This window comes from Methyloceanibacter caenitepidi (assembly GCF_000828475.1).
Classification (GTDB): domain Bacteria; phylum Pseudomonadota; class Alphaproteobacteria; order Rhizobiales; family Methyloligellaceae; genus Methyloceanibacter; species Methyloceanibacter caenitepidi.
The window spans coordinates 63,917-83,778 of the sequence record NZ_AP014648.1; the positions used below are offsets into that span (position 1 = coordinate 63,917).

Annotated in this window: 23 protein-coding genes; 19 read left to right on the forward strand and 4 right to left on the reverse strand. The window is 64.2% G+C overall.

Annotation, left to right across the window (positions count from 1 at the left end; all coding sequences use genetic code 11):
* Positions 1 to 27: 27 nt before the first annotated feature.
* The 14 genes from GL4_RS00335 to GL4_RS00400 all read left to right on the forward strand — a co-directional run bounded on the left by GL4_RS00335 (position 28) and on the right by GL4_RS00400 (position 12,064).
* A complete protein-coding gene (locus tag GL4_RS00335; protein WP_045363304.1) occupies positions 28 to 1,224 on the forward strand; it encodes an amidase in 1,197 nt (398 codons plus the stop codon).
* A gap of 48 nt (positions 1,225 to 1,272) precedes the next feature.
* Entirely contained in the window at positions 1,273 to 1,614 is a 342-nt protein-coding gene (locus tag GL4_RS00340) for an SMR family transporter (RefSeq protein ID WP_045363306.1), read from the forward strand.
* Between the two features lie 220 nt (positions 1,615 to 1,834).
* Positions 1,835 to 2,260 carry an SH3 domain-containing protein gene (locus GL4_RS00345; RefSeq protein ID WP_244462650.1) on the forward strand — a complete coding sequence of 142 codons (426 nt, stop codon included), beginning with the start codon at positions 1,835 to 1,837 and terminating at the stop codon, positions 2,258 to 2,260.
* Positions 2,260 to 3,780 (forward strand): signal recognition particle protein, encoded by a 1,521-nt coding sequence (ffh, locus tag GL4_RS00350; RefSeq protein WP_045363308.1) that lies wholly within the window; start codon positions 2,260 to 2,262, stop codon positions 3,778 to 3,780. Before GL4_RS00345 ends, ffh begins: the two co-directional genes overlap by 1 nt.
* 46 nt (positions 3,781 to 3,826) lie before the next feature.
* On the forward strand, positions 3,827 to 4,318 hold the full coding sequence (gene rpsP, locus GL4_RS00355) for a 30S ribosomal protein S16 (protein WP_045363310.1): 492 nt from the start codon (positions 3,827 to 3,829) through the stop codon (positions 4,316 to 4,318).
* A gap of 27 nt (positions 4,319 to 4,345) precedes the next feature.
* The gene (gene rimM / locus GL4_RS00360; RefSeq protein WP_045363312.1) at positions 4,346 to 4,879 is read left to right on the forward strand and encodes a ribosome maturation factor RimM; all 534 of its coding nucleotides are present in this window, start codon (positions 4,346 to 4,348) and stop codon (positions 4,877 to 4,879) included.
* A gap of 41 nt (positions 4,880 to 4,920) precedes the next feature.
* Positions 4,921 to 6,219 (forward strand): adenylate/guanylate cyclase domain-containing protein, encoded by a 1,299-nt coding sequence (locus tag GL4_RS00365; protein ID WP_045363314.1) that lies wholly within the window; start codon positions 4,921 to 4,923, stop codon positions 6,217 to 6,219.
* A gap of 13 nt (positions 6,220 to 6,232) precedes the next feature.
* Positions 6,233 to 6,937 carry a tRNA (guanosine(37)-N1)-methyltransferase TrmD gene (gene trmD, locus GL4_RS00370; protein ID WP_045363316.1) on the forward strand — a complete coding sequence of 235 codons (705 nt, stop codon included), beginning with the start codon at positions 6,233 to 6,235 and terminating at the stop codon, positions 6,935 to 6,937.
* Positions 6,938 to 6,997: 60 nt separating this feature from the next.
* Positions 6,998 to 7,321, forward strand: a complete 324-nt coding sequence (locus GL4_RS00375) for a c-type cytochrome (RefSeq protein WP_052463994.1) — start codon at positions 6,998 to 7,000, stop codon at positions 7,319 to 7,321.
* A gap of 138 nt (positions 7,322 to 7,459) precedes the next feature.
* Positions 7,460 to 8,209, forward strand: a complete 750-nt coding sequence (rplS, locus tag GL4_RS00380) for a 50S ribosomal protein L19 (RefSeq protein ID WP_425283177.1) — start codon at positions 7,460 to 7,462, stop codon at positions 8,207 to 8,209.
* Between the two features lie 185 nt (positions 8,210 to 8,394).
* The gene (leuC, locus tag GL4_RS00385) at positions 8,395 to 9,801 is read left to right on the forward strand and encodes a 3-isopropylmalate dehydratase large subunit (protein ID WP_045363318.1); all 1,407 of its coding nucleotides are present in this window, start codon (positions 8,395 to 8,397) and stop codon (positions 9,799 to 9,801) included.
* 41 nt (positions 9,802 to 9,842) lie between these two features.
* Positions 9,843 to 10,601, forward strand: coding sequence for a class I SAM-dependent methyltransferase (locus GL4_RS00390; protein WP_045363319.1), 759 nt, complete (start codon positions 9,843 to 9,845; stop codon positions 10,599 to 10,601).
* A 347-nt stretch (positions 10,602 to 10,948) separates the two neighbouring features.
* Positions 10,949 to 11,356 carry a metallopeptidase family protein gene (locus GL4_RS00395; protein WP_045369110.1) on the forward strand — a complete coding sequence of 136 codons (408 nt, stop codon included), beginning with the start codon at positions 10,949 to 10,951 and terminating at the stop codon, positions 11,354 to 11,356.
* Between the two features lie 99 nt (positions 11,357 to 11,455).
* Positions 11,456 to 12,064, forward strand: a complete 609-nt coding sequence (locus tag GL4_RS00400) for a hypothetical protein (protein ID WP_052463995.1) — start codon at positions 11,456 to 11,458, stop codon at positions 12,062 to 12,064.
* Positions 12,065 to 12,094: 30 nt separating this feature from the next.
* On the opposite strand, the gene GL4_RS00405 is transcribed toward GL4_RS00400, so the two are convergent.
* Both GL4_RS00405 and GL4_RS00410 read right to left on the reverse strand, forming a co-directional pair.
* Entirely contained in the window at positions 12,095 to 12,415 is a 321-nt protein-coding gene (locus GL4_RS00405; protein WP_045363320.1) for a hypothetical protein, read from the reverse strand.
* A gap of 39 nt (positions 12,416 to 12,454) precedes the next feature.
* Positions 12,455 to 12,847, reverse strand: a complete 393-nt coding sequence (locus tag GL4_RS00410; protein WP_045363321.1) for a PH domain-containing protein — start codon at positions 12,845 to 12,847, stop codon at positions 12,455 to 12,457.
* Between the two features lie 123 nt (positions 12,848 to 12,970).
* Between GL4_RS00410 and leuD the strand changes: the two genes are divergently transcribed.
* Positions 12,971 to 13,576 carry a 3-isopropylmalate dehydratase small subunit gene (gene leuD, locus GL4_RS00415; RefSeq protein WP_045363323.1) on the forward strand — a complete coding sequence of 202 codons (606 nt, stop codon included), beginning with the start codon at positions 12,971 to 12,973 and terminating at the stop codon, positions 13,574 to 13,576.
* Positions 13,577 to 13,582: 6 nt separating this feature from the next.
* Here leuD and GL4_RS00420 read toward each other — a convergent pair whose 3' ends face one another.
* Positions 13,583 to 14,038 carry a hypothetical protein gene (locus GL4_RS00420; RefSeq protein WP_156137326.1) on the reverse strand — a complete coding sequence of 152 codons (456 nt, stop codon included), beginning with the start codon at positions 14,036 to 14,038 and terminating at the stop codon, positions 13,583 to 13,585.
* Positions 14,039 to 14,123: 85 nt separating this feature from the next.
* Between GL4_RS00420 and leuB the strand changes: the two genes are divergently transcribed.
* The 3 genes from leuB (at position 14,124) to GL4_RS00435 (ending at position 17,205) form a co-directional block, all read left to right on the forward strand.
* A complete protein-coding gene (gene leuB / locus GL4_RS00425; protein ID WP_045363327.1) occupies positions 14,124 to 15,230 on the forward strand; it encodes a 3-isopropylmalate dehydrogenase in 1,107 nt (368 codons plus the stop codon).
* Positions 15,231 to 15,235: 5 nt separating this feature from the next.
* Complete coding sequence (locus tag GL4_RS00430) at positions 15,236 to 16,060, forward strand: hypothetical protein (protein ID WP_052463996.1); 825 nt, start codon at positions 15,236 to 15,238, stop codon at positions 16,058 to 16,060.
* A gap of 116 nt (positions 16,061 to 16,176) precedes the next feature.
* Positions 16,177 to 17,205, forward strand: coding sequence for an aspartate-semialdehyde dehydrogenase (locus GL4_RS00435; RefSeq protein WP_045363329.1), 1,029 nt, complete (start codon positions 16,177 to 16,179; stop codon positions 17,203 to 17,205).
* Positions 17,206 to 17,266: 61 nt separating this feature from the next.
* Here the strand turns inward: GL4_RS00435 and GL4_RS00440 are convergent, their stop codons facing one another.
* A complete protein-coding gene (locus GL4_RS00440) occupies positions 17,267 to 17,905 on the reverse strand; it encodes a carbonic anhydrase (RefSeq protein ID WP_045363331.1) in 639 nt (212 codons plus the stop codon).
* 446 nt (positions 17,906 to 18,351) lie between these two features.
* Between GL4_RS00440 and GL4_RS00445 the strand changes: the two genes are divergently transcribed.
* Positions 18,352 to 19,557, forward strand: coding sequence for an NAD-dependent formate dehydrogenase (locus GL4_RS00445; protein WP_045363333.1), 1,206 nt, complete (start codon positions 18,352 to 18,354; stop codon positions 19,555 to 19,557).
* Positions 19,558 to 19,862: the final 305 nt, after the last annotated feature.

Below are 19,862 nucleotides of genomic sequence, written 5' to 3' on the forward strand. Positions count from 1 at the left end.
TTTTCAAAAGACGGAGGCAAATAAGAAATGCTGGGCATTCCGAAACACGACCCCGTTCATGCGCTCGTTCCCCATACGCTCGAAGAGCCGCTTGCGGGAGCCGAGGACGGACCCCTCGCGGGACGCAGCTTCATGGTGAAGGACCTCTTCGCCATCGAGGGCCGCAAGACAGGGAACGGCAATCCGGAATCCTATGCTGCCGCGACGCCCGCCCTTGCGACGGCGCCCGCCGTGGCGACGCTCCTGGACGCGGGCGCGACCCTGACCGGCATCACCATTTGCGATGAATTCTTCTACAGCGTGCTCGGCACCAACGCCCATTACGGCCAGCCGGTGAACCCGCGCTCGGGCCGCTACGTGACCGGCGGCTCCTCTTGCGGCTCGGCCGCCGCCGTGGCCGCGCAGATGTGCGATTTCGCACTCGGCTCCGACACGGGCGGCTCGATCCGCGTCCCGGCCTCGTTCTGTGGGCTGTTCGGGCTCCGTCCGACCCACGGCCGCATCGCCATGAACGGTGTGACGCCGATGGCCCCAAGCTTCGACACCGTTGGTGTCCTGGCGGCGGATGCCGAGCTGTTCCGGACCGTCTCCCGTCTCCTGTTGCAGGGAGACGGCCGCGAGGCACCGATCGAGCGGCTCATCCTCGCGAAGGACATCGTCTCCGAATGCGAGGCCAGCGTGGACCAGCTCGTCTGGCGCACCCTCGATGCGCTCGCGCCCGCCCTTCCGGACGTCCAGCAGGCCGACATCGCGGGAGAGACCATCGTCGCTTGGCGGTCGGCCTTCGCGACGATCCAAGGCTTCGAGATCCAGTCGACGCTCCTGCCCTTCGTGAGGGACAACGACGTCGAGCTCGGGCCCGGGATCAAGGAGCGCTTCGAGATCGCCGCGGGCATTCGTCCGGAGGACGCCGAGGAGGCGCGCCAAGTCCGCCAGACCGTGGCCGCCCATCTCAAGTCCATCCTCCAGCCCGGAACCGCGATCGTCCTGCCCACGACGCCCACCCAGCCTCCCGAGCGCAACATTCCGGACGGCGCCTCGTTCGCGGAGTACCGCACGCGCACGCTACAGAATACGTGCATGGCGGGCCTCGCCGGGCTGCCGCAAATTTCGGTTCCCGTGGGCGAAGCGTCAGGCTGCCCGGCCGGGCTATCCTTCATCGGCTGGGAAGGCGGCGACGAGGCCCTGTTGGACTTCGCGGTCGGCCTGTCGGATATGCTCTAGGACGGCAGCAAGAAGACACATCGCAAGGAGCAAGGAACAGACCGCGCCGTGACCTCACTCAAGCCATTTCTCTATCTGGCCCTTGCCATCGTGTTCGAGGTGATCGGCACCACGGCCCTCAAGGAGTCGAATGGCTTCACCCGGCTTTGGCCGAGCGTCGTCACGGCGCTGGCCTACACGGTCTCCTTTACCGCGCTCGCGTTCACCCTCAAGTCGATTCCCGTCGGGCTCGCCTACGCGATCTGGTCCGGCGTCGGCATCGTCCTGATCGCGGCGATCGGCTGGTTTCGGTTCCGGCAGACGCTCGACACGCCGGCCATCATCGGGCTCGCCCTGATCGTGGCGGGCGTCGTCGTCATCAACGCCTTCTCGAAGTCGCTGCCGCACTAGGGCGGCGTCCGGGCGCTTGACTTCTAGGGCGCCCTGACCGACATTCCGCGCGAAATTCATGGCAGCTCGATCCCGAGCCGCCGCCCTTTCCGGGGTCTTGGCCGTGCCGAGATTAGGAAAGGGGGGTCAACACCCGTCAGCGCGATGCGCCCACGGGTGCTTTTTTGGTTGCGTACTTGGCTTCGGACCGAGAACGCAGCGCCAGACCTTGATCCGCAAGATGGAGGCGGACGCAATGGTGTCGATGTTCAATAGCCGGACTTTTGGCTTGGCGGCGGCCCTGACGCTGACGGGACTGTCGGCGACCGCACTGGCCCAGCAGCCGCAGGTCCCGGTTTTGGTCGGCGGCGAGGCGGATTACGACGCCTGCGGCTCGCAGGGTGTGGTGCGGGGCCTCGACCCCAACGGCGACGGATTCCTTGCCGTGCGCGGCGGACCCAGCTCCAAGTACGGCATGCTGGATAAGATCTACAACGGCATGATCGTCAATCTTTGCGATCAGCGCGGGAGTTGGCTCGGTGTCGTCTATTCGCACGAGACCAGGGATTGCGGCGTCGGGACGCCCTGGCCGCGCCGGCAAGCCTATTCCGGCCCGTGCCGCTCCGGCTGGGTCTACAAGAAATTCGTAACGGACTACGCCGGCTGATGTTCGAGACCCTTTCCGATCGCCTTTCCGGCATTTTCGACAAGCTCACGCGCCGCGGCGCGCTAAGCGAGGAGGACGTGTCCGAAGCCATGCGCGAAGTGCGCCGGGCCCTGATCGAGGCCGACGTCGCGCTCGACGTGGTGAAGTCGTTCACGGACCGGGTGAAGGCCAAGGCCGTGGGCCAGGACGTGGTGAAGTCGGTGACGCCCGGCCAGATGGTGGTCAAGATCGTCAACGACGAACTCGTCCGCATGCTGGGCTCCGAGGCCCAGGGCATCGATCTCGCGGCCACCCCGCCCGTCGTCATGATGATGGTCGGGCTGCAGGGCTCCGGTAAAACCACCACCACGTCGAAGCTCGCCCATCGCCTCACGACCCGCGACAAGCAGAAGGTCATGATGGCCTCGCTCGACACGCGCCGTCCGGCGGCGCAAGAGCAACTTCGCGTGCTCGGCGAACAGGCCAATGTCGCCACCCTGCCGATCGTCGAGGGCCAGAGCCCGACCGAAATTACCGAGCGGGCCGTCAAGGCGGCCCGGCTCGGCGGCTTCGACGTGCTGATCCTCGATACCGCCGGCCGCACCCATATCGACGAAGAGCTGATGGCCGAGACGGCGGCGATCGAGAAGATCGCCCAGCCGCACGAGACACTGCTCGTCGCCGATGCGCTGACTGGTCAGGACGCGGTGAACCTCGCCAAGAACTTCGGCGAGCGGGTCGACCTGACCGGCATCGTTCTGACTCGCGTCGACGGCGACGGCCGTGGCGGCGCGGCGCTTTCCATGCGTGCGGTGTCAGGTAAGCCCATCAAGCTGATGGGTGTCGGCGAAAAGCTCGACGCCCTCGAAGATTTCCATCCAGATCGCATCGCCGGCCGCATTTTGGGCATGGGCGACGTGGTGGGCCTCGTCGAGAAGGCCATGGAGACGGTCGAGGCCGACAAGGCCCAGAAGATGGCCGAGCGCATGAAGAAGGGCGCGTTCGACCTCAACGACCTCTCCGAACAGCTCGGACAAATGCAGAAGCTTGGCGGCATGGGCGGCGTGCTCTCCATGCTGCCCGGCATCGGCAAGGTGAAGAAACAGCTCGACGCTGCCAATCTCGACGACAGTGTTCTCAAGCGCCAGCAAGCGATCATCAGCTCGATGACGAAGGGCGAGCGCAAGAATCCGAAACTGCTGAACGCCTCGCGCAAGAAGCGCGTCGCGGCGGGCTCGGGGACGAGCGTGCAGGACATCAACAAGCTCGTGAAAATGCACCGCCAGATGGCCGACATGATGAAGGCCATGGGCAAGAAACGCGGCGCGCTCGCGGGCCTGTTCGGCGGCGGCATGCCGCAAATGCCGGCCGACATGCCCGAGGGCGGAAGCCTCCCTAAGGGCGCGGAACTGCCCGCCAATTTTCCGGGCCTACCCGGCGGCGGACTTCCCGGCGGCTTGCCGGGGCTCCCGGGTACAGGCCTCCCAGGCGGCCTACCCGGACTTCGAGGACTTCCCGGACAGCGCAAGAAGAAGCGCTGACCCGAAACTCACCACCAATTCAACGATCACCTAGGAGTAAGAAACCATGTCACTGAAGATCAGACTGTCGCGGGGCGGCGCCAAGAAGCGCCCGTTTTACCGCATCGTCGTTGCCGACTCGCGCAGCCCGCGCGACGGCCGCTACATCGAGAAGGTCGGCACATTCAACCCGCTGTTGCCGAAGGACTCCGACGATCGCATCAAGCTCGACACCGACCGTGTAAAGCACTGGCTCTCCAACGGCGCGTTGCCGACAGACCGTGTGCTTCGCTTCCTGGACGCCGAAGGCCTGATGAAGCGCGAGCCGCGCAACAACCCGGAGAAGGCCAAGCCGGGCAAGAAGCGCCTCGAGCGCGAGGAAGCCAAGCGCGCCGCCGAAGAGGAAAAGGCCGCCGCGGCTGCCGCTGAGAAGGAAGCTGCCGAGCAGGCCGCCGCCGAGGCAGAATCCGCCGACGCAGATGCGGCCACCGAAGAGCAGGCTGACGAAGAGGCGACCGACGAGGTTGCCGCCGAGGAAGCCAAAGAAGCTTCCGAGTAGGCGTCCGAGCACGGGCGCGCACGCACGGTGGGCGGCGACACAAATCTGGTTCTCCTTGGCGAGATCGGCGCGGCACAGGGCCTGAAGGGCGAAGTGCGCGTGCGGTCCTACACGGAAGAGCCGGCCGACATCGCCGCCTACGGCCCCTTGCGCAATGAGGCGGGCACGAAGACGATTGAGATCAGCCACGTCCGCGTCACGCCCAAGGCGCTGATCGCACGCATCAAGGGCGTGACCACCCGCGAAGCCGCCGAGGCGCTGAACCGCACCAAACTCTATGTCGCGCGTGACGCGTTGCCCGAGGCGGCCGAAGACGAATGGTACGTTGCGGACCTGATCGGCCTTCTGGCGGTCTCGCCCGACGGCGCGCCGCTCGGCACGGTGGCGGCGATCCACAATTTCGGCGCGGGCGATATCATCGAAGTCGATCGTACCGACGGCGGCCCGTCTATGCTCGTCGCCTTTTCGGACGATACGGTTCCCGAGATCGACATTGCTGCGGGACGCCTGGTGCTGGTCCCGCCGGAAGAGATCGAAGCCTCCGAAGACGGCGACGCTTAGCGTCATGCGATACGGGCGTGTTACACGGTAGAGTGCTTCCCATGACACCCGGCCCCTCCCCGCAAAAAGATCGCCCGGCGCAGCGAAGCGCATCCGATCTGCCGATCCTAAATCGGCTCGGGCCGCTGCGGCGCTTCGCCGAGATCGGCATTGCGGGCTACCCGCGCGAGATCCGCATCCGGCTCGCGATCATCAACGTGATGGCCCTGCTGATCGCCTTCACGTCGATGACCTATGTGGCGACCTACGCAAGTTTCGGGGTCGTGAAATACTGGCCGCTGATCGTGGTCAATCTCGTCCTGGTCGCCATCGCACTGCTGGCGCCGTTGGCGCATCGCGTAAACGACTGCGCGGCGATGATCGTGATTTGGGTCGCCGAATATGCGGCGCTGTTCTTCTTCGTGCGCGAACTCGGTCACAACTCGGGCATTCAACTGAACTACATCATCGGCGCGGCGGTCGCCTTCGCGATCTGCGGCATGGGGCACATCCGGCTGGTCGTTGCGGCGGTACTGTCGGGACTCGCGCTGCATCTCGCCGCGTGGTTCCTGTACCCGCCCGGCAGCGCGCGCATCGTGGCCGACCCCGCGCTGCTGCATAATCTCTATGTCTCCTCTGCCGTCACGACGTTCGGCATCGTGGCGCTGGTCGTGGGCTACGCCCTCAACAAGGCCGACCGCGCCCGGGCAGAAGCCGACCGGCTGCTTGCGAACATCCTGCCCGAGCCCATCATCGACCGGTTGAAGTCAAACCCGGCCGAACGCATCGCCGACACCGTGCCGGACGCATCGGTGCTCTTCACCGACCTCGTCGGGTTCACAGGGCTCTCGCAGAAGCTCGGCGCGGCCCGGACCGTCGAGATTCTCGATGCGCTCGTGACCGAGTTCGACCGTCTGGCGGCCGCGTATGGCGTTGAGAAGATCAAGACCATCGGCGACGGCTACATGGCCGTGGCGGGAGTCAGCCGCGCACAGGCCGATCATTGCCAGCGCATCGCTCGGTTGGCGCTCGCTCTGCCGAAAGTGGTGGCGAAACTGTCGGAGGCCCACGATGTCGAACTGCGTATCCGTATCGGCATCGCCCGGGGCCCGGTCATGGCCGGGGTGATCGGCGCGGACAAATTCTCCTACGATGTCTGGGGCGAGACGGTGAACTTCGCTGCCCGGCTGGAATCGCACTCGCTCCCGGGGGAGATTCAGGTCTCGGCGGCGGTCTGCGACGCCCTTGGCGACAAGTTCCTGCTGACCGAGCGCGGGCCCGTCTCCATCAAGGGCGTGGGGACGCGCGAAACATGGTTCTTGATCGAAGAGGCCGGCCCGGCCCCTGAAGCCACGGCATAACTTGGACAGCGCTATGACCTGGAAGGCGACCGTGCTCACCCTGTTCCCGGAGATGTTTCCGGGACCGCTCGGTCATAGCCTGGCGGGGAAGGCGCTTGCCGACGGCGTTTGGCAGCTTGACGCGATCGACATCCGGGACTTCGCCCACGACAAGCATCGCTCCGTGGACGACACGCCCGCCGGCGGGGGCGCGGGCATGGTAATGCGCGCCGACATCGCCGCCGCCGCCATCGACACCGCAAAGGCGAAGGCCCCGGCAGGCACGCCCACAATCTACCTCTCGCCCCGCGGCACGCCGCTCACGCAGGCCGGTGTCGAGATGCTGGCCCACGGCCCCGGCGTGATCCTACTCTGCGGCCGGTTCGAGGGGCTGGATCAGCGCGTGCTCGATGCGCGCGAGATCGAGGAGGTCTCCATCGGCGACTATGTGCTTTCGGGCGGGGATCTGGCCGCACATGTGATTATGGACGCCTGCGTGCGCCTGCTCCCCGGCGTGGTCGGGAACGCGGGCACCCATGACGAGGAGAGCTTCGCCGCGGGCCTCCTCGAATACCCGCACTACACGAGGCCCCGGGAGTGGGAAGGCCATGCCATTCCCGACGTGCTTCTCTCCGGCGACCACGAGAAGATCGCGGCCTGGCGCCGCGAACAGGCCGAAGCGCTCACGAAGACGCGCCGGCCGGACCTTTGGGAAAAGCACGGCAAGGCCAAATCTTGATCGAAGTCAGGGCGTAACGGGCCCTACGGTTGAAGCTTCCCGAAAAACGAGGAGTTGGGCATGAAATCGATGATGTTGCTTGCCGCCGTGTTGGCGCTGGGACCGACCAGCGAAATTCACGCCCAGGACGCCGACATCGCAGCCGGAAAGGCCTATGCCGAAGCCGTCTGCGCCAAATGTCACGCAGTGCTGGCGGGCGAGGACCTCTCCTCCGAGTTCGGCGCCACGCCCTTCCAGGAGTTGGCCGAAAGACCCGGCATGACTGAATACGCGCTGTCGGTGTGGCTCCAGACCTCCCATCCGACCATGCCGGATATCGTCTTGGAGCAGGACGAAATGCGCAACGTCATCGCCTATATCCGGAGCCTCGACCGCAGGCCTTGAGGGCGCCGATCCCGCCCAAAAACCATCGACAAACCCCACATCCTGGGGTAGGACACCTCCGCTGGCTGCCGGGTAAACGCCTTGGGTGGCCTCGAACGTCTGGAAATTTCAAGTCCGGACACCGACCAATCAAAAAGAATGGCGTTCGCTCATGGGCCCCAAGTGACCCGGCAGGCGCCCGTGAAAGGTACCGAGATGAACATTATTGCCGAGCTCGAAAAGGAGCAGGTCACCGAGCGCCTCAACAAGCGTAGCGTGCCGGAATTCGGCCCCGGTGACACCGTCCGCGTCAACGTGAGGGTTGTGGAAGGCGAGCGCAGCCGCGTTCAGGCCTATGAGGGCGTGTGCATCGCCCGTGCCGGTGGCGGCATCCACGAGAACTTCACGGTCCGCAAGATTTCCTACGGCGAAGGCGTGGAGCGCGTGTTCCCGATCCACTCGCCGCTGATCGAATCCATCGAAGTGGTACGCCACGGTCGTGTTCGCCGGGCCAAGCTCTATTACCTGCGCGGACGCCGCGGCAAGTCGGCCCGTATCCCGGAGCGCCGCGATACACGCACCGACGCCAAGGGCAAGAAGGCGCACGGCTTCAAGGGCTTCACCAAGCCCAAGGGCGAGCCGGACGATCTGAAGCTCATCGCCGGCATTACCGAGGACATCGAGAAGAAGCTCAACAAGCTCGGCGTCACCAAGTTCGATCAGATCGCCAATCTCAGCGACGACGGCATCGCCTACATTGCCGAGAAGCTCTCGCTCGGCACCCAGATCGAAGACAACGACTGGAGCGCCAAGGCCGTCGCGCTTCTGGCCGAGACCACGGCCGACGAAGTCCCGGCGATTGAGGACGAAGCGGCTGAGTCCGACACGGCTGATAAGAAGGACGCATAGCGTCCCGAACGAAGGACCGGCCGGGTTCCGACCCGGCCGCCCCTCTGAAACAAGCCGATGCTTCCTCGGGCGGCTCTCCTGGGCGCCCCTGACGGGTGCCGTCCCAAGGTTTGTCGCGCAACTGGAATTTCCGGATTTCAATCGCCATCTGAGGCTTGGAAGTCCGAAAGGTTGAGTTCAGATCAATGGCAAAGCCCCGCACGCTCTACGACAAAATCTGGGACGAACATCTGGTCCACGAGGCCCCCGACGGGACCTCACTTCTCTATATCGACCGTCACCTCGTCCATGAGGTCACGAGCCCGCAGGCATTCGAGGGCCTGCGCATGGCCGGGCGTAACGTCCGCGCGCCCGAGAAAACGCTCGCCGTGGTGGATCACAACGTTCCGACCACGGACCGCTCCAAGGGCATCGACGATCCAGATTCGGCCACCCAGGTCGCGGCGCTCGCCAAGAACGCCAAGGACTTCGGCATTGACTATTATCACGAGCTCGACGAGCGTCAGGGCATCGTGCACGTGGTCGGCCCCGAGCAGGGCTTCACCCTGCCCGGCACCACCATCGTCTGCGGCGACAGCCATACATCGACCCATGGCGCGTTCGGCGCGCTGGCCCACGGCATCGGCACGTCCGAGGTGGAGCATGTGCTTGCTACCCAGACGCTGATCCAGCAGAAGGCCAAGAACATGCTGGTGCGCGTGGACGGCAAGCTGCCCGAGAACGTCACTGCGAAGGACATCATCCTCGCCATCATCGGCAAGATCGGCACCGCCGGCGGCACCGGCCATGTCATCGAGTATGCGGGCGAGGCTATCCGCGACCTTTCAATGGAAGGCCGCATGACCGTCTGCAACATGTCGATCGAAGGCGGCGCCCGCGCCGGTCTCATCGCGCCGGATCAGAAAACGTTCGACTACATCATGGGCCGCCCGCGTGCGCCCAAAGGCGCCGCGTTCGAAATGGCGAAGGCCCATTGGGAGACGCTGTTCACGGACGATGGCGCCCATTTCGACGCCGAGATCGTTCTGGACGCGGCCAACCTGCCGCCCATCGTCACCTGGGGCACGAGCCCCGAACAGGTGGTCGCCGTCGACGGCCGCGTGCCGAACCCGGCGGACATCGCCGACGAAACGAAGCGTCAGGCTGCGATCCGCGCGCTCGATTATATGGGTCTCAAGGGCGGCGAGAAGGTCACCGACATCGCGCTGGACCGCATCTTCATCGGCTCCTGCACCAACGGCCGCATCGAGGATCTGCGCGCCGTGGCGAAGGTTGTCGAAGGCCAGCACGTCAACGAGAACCTGAACGCGATGATCGTGCCGGGCTCTGGCCTCGTGAAGCTGCAGGCCGAGGAAGAGGGGCTCGACAAGATCTTCCTGGACGCAGGCTTCGAATGGCGCGAGCCAGGCTGCTCCATGTGCCTTGCCATGAACCCGGACAAGCTGGCCCCAGGCGAGCGTTGCGCGTCGACCTCGAACCGCAACTTCGAAGGCCGCCAGGGCCGTTTGGGCCGCACTCATCTGGTCTCGCCCCAAATGGCCGCCGCCGCGGCCATCGCCGGCCGCTTCGTCGACATCCGCGATCTGCACTAACGCAGCCGCTCGACTTCACCGCAGCTTTTTGGAGACACGGCATGACATCGCTGGTCCAGAAGAAGTTCGGTGAGGCGGCAAGCGACTACGCGGCCTGCGCCGTGCACGCGGAAGGGCCTTCGCTCGCCCGTCTCACGGAGCTGATCGAAACCAAGCCCACCTGGCGGCAGCTCGACATCGCGACGGGCGCCGGCCACACGGCGCTTGCCTTCGCGCCCGGCATCGCCAAGTCCACCGCGTCCGACATCACGCCGGAAATGCTGGCGCAGGTGAAGCGTCTGGCGAAGGAGCGCGGCTTGACGAATGTCGTCACGCGCAAAGCCAACGCCCAGGACCTGCCCTTCCCCGACACGAGCTTCCACCTCGTGACGTGCCGGCTGGCGGCGCATCATTTTCCGAAGCCCGAGAAATTCGTTGCGGAGTCCGCGCGCGTGCTGATCCCCGGCGGCATCTTCGCCCTGGTGGACAATGTCTCCCCGGACGATGCGGACACGGCCGCGACCTACAACGGCTTTGAGAAGCTACGCGACCCCAGCCATGGCCGGGCGCCGTCGCTCAAAGAATGGTGCGCGCTGATCGACGAGGCAGGCCTGGAGCTCCGGTCCGCCGAGGTTATGGATCAGGACATCGGCTTCGAAGCTTGGGTGGAGCGCATGCGCTGCACCCCGCAAACGGTGGCGCGCTTGCGCGAGATGCTCGGCGAGGAGCCGTTGCAGACCCTGCTCCGCCCGCGCGAGACCGCGGACGGACTCACCTTCACCTTGCGCGAAGCGATCGTCCTTGCGGGGAAGCCGGTCTAGCCGCGCTGGTCCATTTCGGGTCGGCGAAGAAGCTGCGGGGCTGTAGCCCCAGAAGCGTGTCCGGCAGAGACCGGGGCCCCGCGCAATACCCGTTCCAATCGCCGCAAGGCGGACGGCACCAATTGTTCCAGGCGCCGCAATCGGACGAGCATTCCGCCCCGGCCGGGCATTTCTGCTTGGCGTGCGCCGTCCCGGCGGCCGCGAGCGCCAGCAGCGCCAAGCCAAGCCATGCCGATATGTTGCGGGCGGCCATGGTGGCCAATCTACCACACCGCGCCGATTTGCCTCGCCGGGCCCGCGCCATCCCCTTGCCTTGGGCCCGCGGCGCCCTAAATGCACGAAGAACCATGACGCAGTCACACCAACATCGCATGCCGGACCTCGGCGATTTCAAAGCGATCGCGAACAGGACGTTCGCGCAGCTCCCCGCCACGTTCCGCGACATGACCCAGGACGTGGTCATCCGCGTCGAGGATTTCCCGGCATCCGAGGTCCTCGAGAGCCTCCATATCGACTCTCCCTATGGGCTTTTGGGCCTTTATCACGGTATCGATCTCACCCGGCAAAGCGTGCTCGACGTCTCGCCGCTGCCGGAGATGATTTTCCTCTACCGGCGTCCGATTCTGGCCTATTGGCAGACCCACGACGAAGCGCTCGAGGACATTATCGCTCATGTGCTGATCCACGAGATCGGGCACCATTTCGGCCTGTCCGACGACGACATGGAACGAATCGAGTCGGAGGCCGCGAACTAACGCATGCGCAGGCCGGTGCCGAACTTGAGCGAGGGCAAAGCGCCGCGGCAATGCGTGGTCATTGTCTAGACACCATTACACATCTAAACTGGGCGAAGGATGGGGTTCAAAGCGACAATATCGGGGTACCTGCTTTTGGCTGCCGCCGCATTTGCGGTGGCTGTCGGCTGGGGCCATGCAGCAAGCGCGCAGGAGTTCGTCTTCCGCGGCAATCGCGCCCAGGCGCCTAGCGTCAGCCAATATATGAAGCAGGCGGGCCCGCAGACCAAAGAGGTGCCGCACGGCGCGCTCAAGATCGACGGCGTGCCGGTCAACTGCGGCACGCGGCCGACCGTGCTGAACCCGGAATTCGATAGCTGGGGCGGCGCTTTTCCTGGCTTCCTCATCATGAACACCGCCAAGATTCAGGGGCTTTCCACACAGGTGAAGCTCTACATCTACTCCCATGAATGCGGGCACCAGTTCATTGGCGCCAGCGAAACGAAGGCGGACCTGTTCGCCATCCGCCGCGGGGTGAGATGGGGCTGGCTCGATGCCCAAGGCATGGAAGAGATCTGCACCTTCATCTCGAAGCTGAAGGGCGACGCGGTGCATCCGGCGGGCCCGAAACGCTGCACGACCATGCGGAACTACTACCGCGAATTGGTCAACGGCAGCCAGCAGGCAAGCTCCGGCTTGCAGCCCAATACGCTCGGACCGTCCAACTGACGGAACGCCTCTCTTGAGCCGCAACGGGTCCTAGAAGATCCAGGCGATCATCAGCCAGAAAATCACGAAGAAGATCAGAAAACCGAGAATCGTGAACGGCAGTTCGCCGAGAATGGCATCCCCACCGGACGCCACCGCCATCACCAAAATGACGGCCAGGGACACCGCAAACGAGATCAGCGCGGCGTTCTTCAGTCCGAGCCCGGCGGAGAACGGATCGGTCGAGCCCATCGCCGCGCCCAGATAGTAGAGCGCGCCAATCCCGACGAGTACGAGCAGGGCCAGCGCGACCGCGACCGCGACGAACAGCTTCGTCGCCTCTTTTCGGTCCTGCCGGTCACCCTCGCCCATAGGCCCTCCGATACGGTCGCCGATGCCCTCGCCCGCGTTCTAGTCCACCCCCATGGCCTGCGCCCGGCTGATCGCCTCGCGCACCTCATGGGGATCGGGCAATTCGCCGACGGAGAATTCCGGCTCGTCGCCCGCGGTGGCGATGATGACTTCGCCCACGCCGAAAATGCGGTTGAGAAAGCTCTGATTGACCTGGACGGAGCGCACGTGACGCAGCGCGACCGCGAGCCGCTCCTTGCTCAAAATGCCCTGCTCGTACAGCAACTCGTGGTCGGTGATGGTGAGCGATGTGGCCTGGCATTTGAGATACCAGTAGAGCAACAGGATGATGCCGAGGCCGAACACGGCAATCAGCAGCACGCAGAGGATGAAATAGAAGGGGCTGGCCCGGAACATCGCCGGATGGGCCTCGTAAATCACCGTGCCTGCCATGCGCTCGATCTCCCGTTAGGCCCTCGAAGTTCGGTCACACCATGCCCCGAACACAGTGCGGGACTGTGACAGTAGAAACTCGGTCCGGAAAGCTCTATATGGCTCAGCGAATAGAGGTTCATCATGGAAAAATTCACGACACTTACGGGCATAGCCGCCCATTTGCCGATGATCAATGTCGATACGGACATGATCATCCCCAAGAACTACCTGAAGACGATCAAGCGCACCGGCCTGGGCGAGGGCCTTTTCGCCGAGCTGCGCTATGACGAAAAGGGCACGAAGGATCCCGATTTCGTGCTCCACAAGGAGCCCTATACGAAAGCGCAGATCCTGATCGCGGGTGACAATTTCGGCTGCGGCTCCTCCCGCGAGCACGCGCCTTGGGCCCTGCTCGATTTCGGCTTCCGCTGCATCATCGCGCCGTCCTTCGCGGACATCTTCTACAACAACTGCTTCAAGAACGGCATCTTGCCCATCATCTTGCCGCAGGAGGAGATCAACAAGCTGATCGACGACGCCGAGCGCGGCGACAATGCGCGGCTGACCATCGACCTCGAGGCTCAGGAGATTTCCGGGCCCGATGGCGGCAAGATCCATTTTGACGTGGACCCGCATCGCAAGCACTGCCTGATCGAGGGGCTCGACGATATCGGGCTCACGCTGGAGAAGGCGGCGAACATCGATGCCTACGAGCAGAAGATCGCCGCCGGGAGACCCTGGGTCTAATCCGACCTACTCGAACGGGATCGGATCGGTTTCCTGCTCGGCAACCGTCTCGCCGTCGCGGGTGACGGTCACCTTCGCGGTGTACTGCCCTTTGGGCCAGCCGCCCGCGGGGACGCCCGTCTTGCCTGCCTGAATCAGCACGTCGGTGTCGTCCTCGGTGACCTCGTTGACGTTGTGCATCAAGGACTCGCCATCCAACGTAAGGTGGAGTTCAACGCGGTCGCCCTTCTTGGCGTGAGCAACCCAGCCGTACGCGACCCCGGGCGAATTGAAGCGGGGCTTGGGCAGGAGCATGCGCTTCATCAGCTCCGGCTTGTCCACCTTGTGATCGGTGATCCCGATGCTCACGACCGTGGTCTTGGCCTCCGCTGTGGCCGCCGAATCTTCCGTCTCATCCGCGGCAGCGGCCAGGCCGGAGCCGAACGCCACCATAACAACAGTCAAGAGTACCCTTGTCAGCATGTCCTACTCCCGCTACCCAAAGCGCCGCCGGACTGTTTCCGGCCTTTCCTCGGTGGCTGCTTTAGCATAGGGCGGACGTAAATTCATGGCTTCATTCAAACTCTTACTTCTTCCTGGCGACGGTATCGGCACCGAGGTGATGGACGAAGTCACCCGCCTCATCGAGTGGGCGAACGGCACCGGCGCCATCTCGATCGAGACCGAGACCGATCTCATCGGCGGCTGCGCTTATGACGAGCATGGAGAAGCCATTTCGGAAGCGGCGATGCAGACCGCGCATGCGGCCGATGCGGTCATGCTGGGCGCCGTGGGCGGACCGAAGTGGGACGGCGTGCCTTACGACAAGCGCCCCGAGGCCGGCCTCTTGCGCCTCCGCAAAGACCTTCAGCTGTTCGCCAATCTGCGGCCCGCAATCTGCTATCCGGCCTTGGCCGAGGCCTCCTCGCTGAAGCGCGAACTGGTCGAAGGCCTCGACATCATGATCGTGCGCGAACTGACCGGCGGCGTCTATTTCGGCGAACCCAAGGAGATCACCGATCTCGGCAACGGCCAGAAGCGCGCCGTAGACACGCAGGTCTATGAAACCTACGAGATCGAGCGCATCGCCGCCGTCGCCTTCGATCTGGCCCGCAAGCGCGGCAACCTGGTGCACTCCGCCGAGAAGCGGAACGTGATGAAGACCGGCGTGCTGTGGAACGAGGTGGTCACAAAGGTGCACAAGGACAGCTACTCGGACGTGAAGCTCGAGCACATCCTCGCCGACAACTGCGCCATGCAGCTCGTCCGCGCGCCCAAGCAGTTCGACGTGATCGTGACTGACAATCTGTTCGGCGACGTGCTCTCCGACGAAGCGGCCATGGCCACGGGGTCCCTCGGCATGCTGCCCTCCGCCTCGCTGGGCGCCGCCGACGAAAATGGCATGCGGCCGGCCATGTACGAGCCCGTACACGGGTCGGCGCCGGACATCGCCGGACAAGGCAAGGCCAACCCGATCGCCACCATCGCCAGCTTCGCCATGTGCCTGCGCTACTCGTTCGACCAAGGCGAACTCGCCGACAAGATCGAGGCCGCCATCGCCAACGTGCTGGACCAGGGCCTCAGGACCGGCGACATCGCGCAAAAAGGCTGCAAGACGGTCGGGACCCGCGAGATGGGCGATGCCATCATCGCGTCGTTAAACAATGCCAGTTAGGTGACATGAGACACACTTCCGTTTGGCTGCCCCTCACCCTCATCGTGTTGCTCGCGGCGCCGGCTGCCTGGGCAGCCGACGAGCCTGACGCCGCAGAGGCTGCACCCTCTGCATCGGACAATACAGCGGAGACCGGCGCGGCGGCCGGAACGGAGAGCGACAATGCCGGCGACAGGGCGGACGCCCCCGATCCCGAGGCCACGGAAACGGTGCCCGAAGACGAGACCGCGGTCCCGGATGCGCCCGTGCTCGGTCCGCAAGTCAGCTCCAAGGTCGAGCTGACGCCCGAGGAAAAGGCGGAGAAGGAGGCCCGCAAGGCCTGCAAGATCGAGATCTGCGATATCATCGCGACCCGCGAGCCGATGGGCGAAGACATCGCCTGCGACATCAAGAAGACGTGGCGGGCCGAAAGCCTGACGAAGATGCTCGGCGATCAGTTCTCCTGGCCCTGGGGCAGGGCCGTCTGCCAATCTAAGCTCAACCTGTCGCGCGCGGACTTGGCCGGCGCCATGCTCGAGCCCAACGCCACGATCAAGATGGAGAAGTTCGCGGTGTCGTGCGAGCTGCATACGGGCGAAGGAGAGCCCTATGTCGTCGAGGCGGAACTGTCTCCCGAGGTGACCTTCAAGAACGGCAAAGCCGTTTCTGCGAGCATCAATTGGGGCGACGTGTCGGCCCCGCTCATGATCTACCCGGTCCTCTATGCGGGCACCGGCCTCGACAACAGCTCGAACCTCCTCGGGTCGGAAGTGGTCGAGATGGTCAACGAGTTCACATACAAGAAATGCGCCGAGGTCAAGGACGAGCTGCCGGGCCGCCGGGTGAACTAGGGCGCCTTCCCGCGGGCTCTCGGCGGCTTTGACTTTCGCCGCGCCTTCACATACATCCGCGCCAATACTGCGCGCACGCCCCAGCGAACGGCCGTCGCGCCATCAGGAGTTCCGGAATGGGTTACAAAGTCGCCGTCATCGGCGCGACCGGCAATGTCGGGCGCGAGATGTTGAATATCCTCGAGGAGCGGGAGTTTCCCGCCGACGAGGTCATCCCTATCGCCTCGCGCCGCTCGGTCGGCCGGGAGGTGTCCTACGGCGACGCCCGCCTGAAGTGCCGCGACCTCGAGAATTTCGATTTCACCGGCGTAGATTTCGCGCTGATGTCCGCGGGCTCTGCAATCTCCAAGGAATGGTCGCCTCGTATCGGCGCGACCGGCTGCGTCGTGATCGATAACTCGTCCTGCTGGCGCTACGACCCGGACGTGCCGCTCATCGTGCCCGAGGTGAACCCCGACGCTATAGCCGGCTTCACCAAGAAGAACATCATCGCGAACCCGAATTGTTCGACGGCCCAGCTCGTGGTCGTGCTGAAACCGCTGCATGACGCAGCCAAGATCAAGCGTGTGGTCTGCTCGACCTATCAGTCCGTGTCCGGCGCGGGCAAGGAGGCGATGGACGAACTCTGGAACCAAACCAAGGGCATCTTCGTGACCGATCCTCCGTCGCCGGAGAAATTCACCAAGCAGATCGCCTTCAATGTCATTCCTCACATCGACGTCTTTCTCGACGACGGCTCGACCAAGGAGGAATGGAAGATGATGGCCGAGACCAAGAAGATCCTGGATCCCAAGATCAAGCTCACCGCGACCTGCGTACGCGTGCCCGTCTTCGTGGGCCACGCCGAAGCCGTGAACATCGAGTTCGAGAACCCGTTGAGCACCGAGGAAGCGCGGGACATCTTGCGGGATGCGCCGGGGGTCCTCCTGGTCGACAAGCGCGAGGATGGCGGCTACGTGACGCCGGTCGAATGCGTCGGCGACTACGCTACGTTCGTCAGCCGCATTCGCGACGATCAGACGATCGACAACGGGCTCACCCTCTGGTGCGTCTCCGACAATCTGCGCAAAGGTGCCGCGCTCAACACGATCCAGATCGCCGAGACCATGATCGAACGCGGGCTGCTTCAGAAAAAGGCGGCCTAGATTCGGGCCTCCCAGGCCCACATCACGATGGGGCGCCGGGCCTCGGTAGGACCCCGCGCACTCAGACCTCGACGGTCTCGGGCAGCGGCGCGAACGTGTCGGTATCCTCGTCGAGCGCAAGGACCACGCCGCTGCCGATGTCGAAATGCAGCCCGTGCAGGGCGAGCATGCCTGCGGCTTCCTTCTCGCGGACCGCGTCGAACATGCGCAGGTTCGACAGCGACTGGCGCACACCGGCGAGCTCGAAGGCCGTCTCCTCCCCGTGTCTTTCGATGTCGCTTTTCTTGACATCGAGCCCGTCTAGCTGCGTCAGCCATGTCCCGATGAAATCGGTGTCGTCCGGCTTTCCTTTCAGCTTGTCGCGGTAGGCAGCCATTCCGCCGCAATGGGAGTGACCCAGCACAATGATGTTGGGAACCTTGAGCACCGTCGCCGCATATTCGACAGCCGCGCTCGTGCCGTGGAACTTCCCGTCGGGCTGAAACGGCGGAACGAGATTGGCGACATTGCGGACAATGAAGAGATCGCCGGGCCCTGCGCCGAAGATCGCCGACACGTCCACGCGCGAGTCGCAGCAGGCCACGACCAGCGCGGTCGGGGCCTGCCCTAAACTAGCGAGTTGCTCGTAGCGTCCCTTGTCCGCCGGATGACTGTCGTTCCGAAACCGCCAATATCCATCGAGAAGTTTTTTGGTGAGCACGTTCGCTATCCCTGTCTTGTCCTAAGGCAACTCTTACTTTGGATCGGAATTGTCTAACCGGAGAACTGCGTCTGTTTAATTGATATTTTCTATCACGAGCGACGCTCAGTTTAGAGAAAGCTCGAAACCTCGGATCGCTCACGAAAACGTGCCAACGCGGGAGAGCGCTCTCAGCAACGTCGATAGAAAAAGCCGAACGGCCCTTTCGGAATGCCGGCTTGATCGGTCCAGCCGGAGCGCGCGTAATGCGCGTGTCGGCACCTTAGAAGCGCACCCGAAAACCCGCGCCAGCCGACAACAAGGAAACGCGGTCCCCAACCGAACTTCAGTTCGGGTTTTGGGACCCCCAACGCGCGACATGCCTGGCGCGTCGCACATCTCCGCTTGTGGGCGCTTGCGGGACGTCCACGAGCGCCCAGTCATGTCGCCACTAAAGGAGTGCCGATATGGCAAAAGTTCTCTGTGTACTCTACGACGATCCCATCGACGGTTTCCCGCCGAAATATGCCCGCGACTCCATCCCCCACATCGCGGGCTACGCGGACGGACAGACCGCCCCGACACCCGATGCCATCGACTTCACACCTGGGGAACTGCTCGGCAGCGTCTCCGGTGAGCTCGGATTGCGCGAGTTCCTGGAGTCCAACGGCCATGAACTCGTGGTCACGTCTGACAAGGACGGCGCGGATTCGACATTCGAGAAGGAACTAGTCGATGCCGACGTGGTCATCTCCCAGCCTTTCTGGCCCGCTTATCTGACGGCGGAGCGGATCGCCAAGGCGAAGAACCTTAAGCTGGCCCTGACGGCGGGCATCGGGTCCGATCATGTCGACCTGCAGGCAGCGATGGACAAGGGCGTCACTGTTGCCGAGGTGACCTTTTGCAACTCCATCAGCGTGGCAGAGCACGTGGTCATGCAGATCCTGTCGCTCGTTCGGAACTACATCCCGGCCTATCGGTGGGTAGTGAACGGCGGCTGGAATATCGCCGACTGCGTCGAGCGGTCCTACGACCTGGAGGGCATGGACGTCGGCACGGTTGCCGCGGGCCGCATCGGCCTTGCGGTGCTGCGCCGCCTGAAGCCATTCGACGTGAAACTGCACTACTACGACAAGCACCGCCTGCCTGTTGATGTGGAGGAGGAACTCGGGCTGACATTCCACCCGAATGTCGAATCCCTCGCCAAGGCATGCGACGTCGTCACTATCAACTGCCCACTTCATCCAGAGACGGAGCATCTGTTCGACGATGCCATGATCGGCAAGATGAAACGCGGCAGCTACCTGGTGAACACCGCGCGCGGCAAGATCTGCGATCGCGACGCCGTGGTGCGCGCGCTCGAGAGCGGCCAGCTCGCGGGTTATGCGGGCGACGTCTGGTTCCCGCAGCCGGCGCCCAAGGATCACCCGTGGCGTACCATGCCGCACCATGGCATGACGCCCCATATCTCGGGGACCTCGCTCTCGGCCCAGGCACGCTATGCCGCCGGCACGCGCGAGATCCTGGAGTGCTTCCTGTCCGGCAAGCCGATCCGCGATGAATATCTCATTGTTCAGGGCGGCGCGCTGGCCGGCGCCGGCGCGCATTCCTACACCGCCGGTGACGCCACCGGCGGCTCCGAGGAAGCCGAAAGGTTCAAGAAGGCAAGCTAAGCGCCTCCGATCGACGCAATCGGGGCGTGGCCCCGCGCTCTTCTCCCTGGTGCAGGCATTCCCCCTGACACCGTTCCGAGCGCGGGGCCTCTCTATTTTGGGCAAGTCCGGTCATTTTGGGCAAGCCCGGTTGTCGCCAAGTGTCGCCGTGGCGAAGTCCCGGGCCCCGTTGGCGATCTCCGCCGCGAGCGGCGTTGGCCAAGCCGTCCTTTTTGCTCTGCGGCGCCAAGAGCCTTGCGATGCGGCGCAAGCCCGTTCAGAGTAGCCCCCAATAAGCGCACAAATGCGCCATTCAAATGGGGGGA

Coding starts and splice junctions, on each gene's coding strand:
- rplS (WP_425283177.1), top strand. CDS start 7,460: ATGGCGTTCGCTCATGGGCCCCAAGTGACCCGGCAGGCGCCCGTGAAA.
- GL4_RS00375 (WP_052463994.1), top strand. CDS start 6,998: ATGAAATCGATGATGTTGCTTGCCGCCGTGTTGGCGCTGGGACCGACC.
- GL4_RS00345 (WP_244462650.1), top strand. CDS start 1,835: ATGGAGGCGGACGCAATGGTGTCGATGTTCAATAGCCGGACTTTTGGC.
- GL4_RS00395 (WP_045369110.1), top strand. CDS start 10,949: ATGACGCAGTCACACCAACATCGCATGCCGGACCTCGGCGATTTCAAA.
- leuD (WP_045363323.1), top strand. CDS start 12,971: ATGGAAAAATTCACGACACTTACGGGCATAGCCGCCCATTTGCCGATG.
- GL4_RS00400 (WP_052463995.1), top strand. CDS start 11,456: ATGGGGTTCAAAGCGACAATATCGGGGTACCTGCTTTTGGCTGCCGCC.
- leuC (WP_045363318.1), top strand. CDS start 8,395: ATGGCAAAGCCCCGCACGCTCTACGACAAAATCTGGGACGAACATCTG.
- GL4_RS00420 (WP_156137326.1), bottom strand. CDS start 14,038: ATGCTGACAAGGGTACTCTTGACTGTTGTTATGGTGGCGTTCGGCTCC.
- GL4_RS00445 (WP_045363333.1), top strand. CDS start 18,352: ATGGCAAAAGTTCTCTGTGTACTCTACGACGATCCCATCGACGGTTTC.
- GL4_RS00410 (WP_045363321.1), bottom strand. CDS start 12,847: ATGGCAGGCACGGTGATTTACGAGGCCCATCCGGCGATGTTCCGGGCC.
- ffh (WP_045363308.1), top strand. CDS start 2,260: ATGTTCGAGACCCTTTCCGATCGCCTTTCCGGCATTTTCGACAAGCTC.
- GL4_RS00390 (WP_045363319.1), top strand. CDS start 9,843: ATGACATCGCTGGTCCAGAAGAAGTTCGGTGAGGCGGCAAGCGACTAC.
- trmD (WP_045363316.1), top strand. CDS start 6,233: ATGACCTGGAAGGCGACCGTGCTCACCCTGTTCCCGGAGATGTTTCCG.
- GL4_RS00335 (WP_045363304.1), top strand. CDS start 28: ATGCTGGGCATTCCGAAACACGACCCCGTTCATGCGCTCGTTCCCCAT.
- GL4_RS00405 (WP_045363320.1), bottom strand. CDS start 12,415: ATGGGCGAGGGTGACCGGCAGGACCGAAAAGAGGCGACGAAGCTGTTC.
- GL4_RS00435 (WP_045363329.1), top strand. CDS start 16,177: ATGGGTTACAAAGTCGCCGTCATCGGCGCGACCGGCAATGTCGGGCGC.
- rpsP (WP_045363310.1), top strand. CDS start 3,827: ATGTCACTGAAGATCAGACTGTCGCGGGGCGGCGCCAAGAAGCGCCCG.
- leuB (WP_045363327.1), top strand. CDS start 14,124: ATGGCTTCATTCAAACTCTTACTTCTTCCTGGCGACGGTATCGGCACC.
- GL4_RS00365 (WP_045363314.1), top strand. CDS start 4,921: ATGACACCCGGCCCCTCCCCGCAAAAAGATCGCCCGGCGCAGCGAAGC.
- GL4_RS00430 (WP_052463996.1), top strand. CDS start 15,236: ATGAGACACACTTCCGTTTGGCTGCCCCTCACCCTCATCGTGTTGCTC.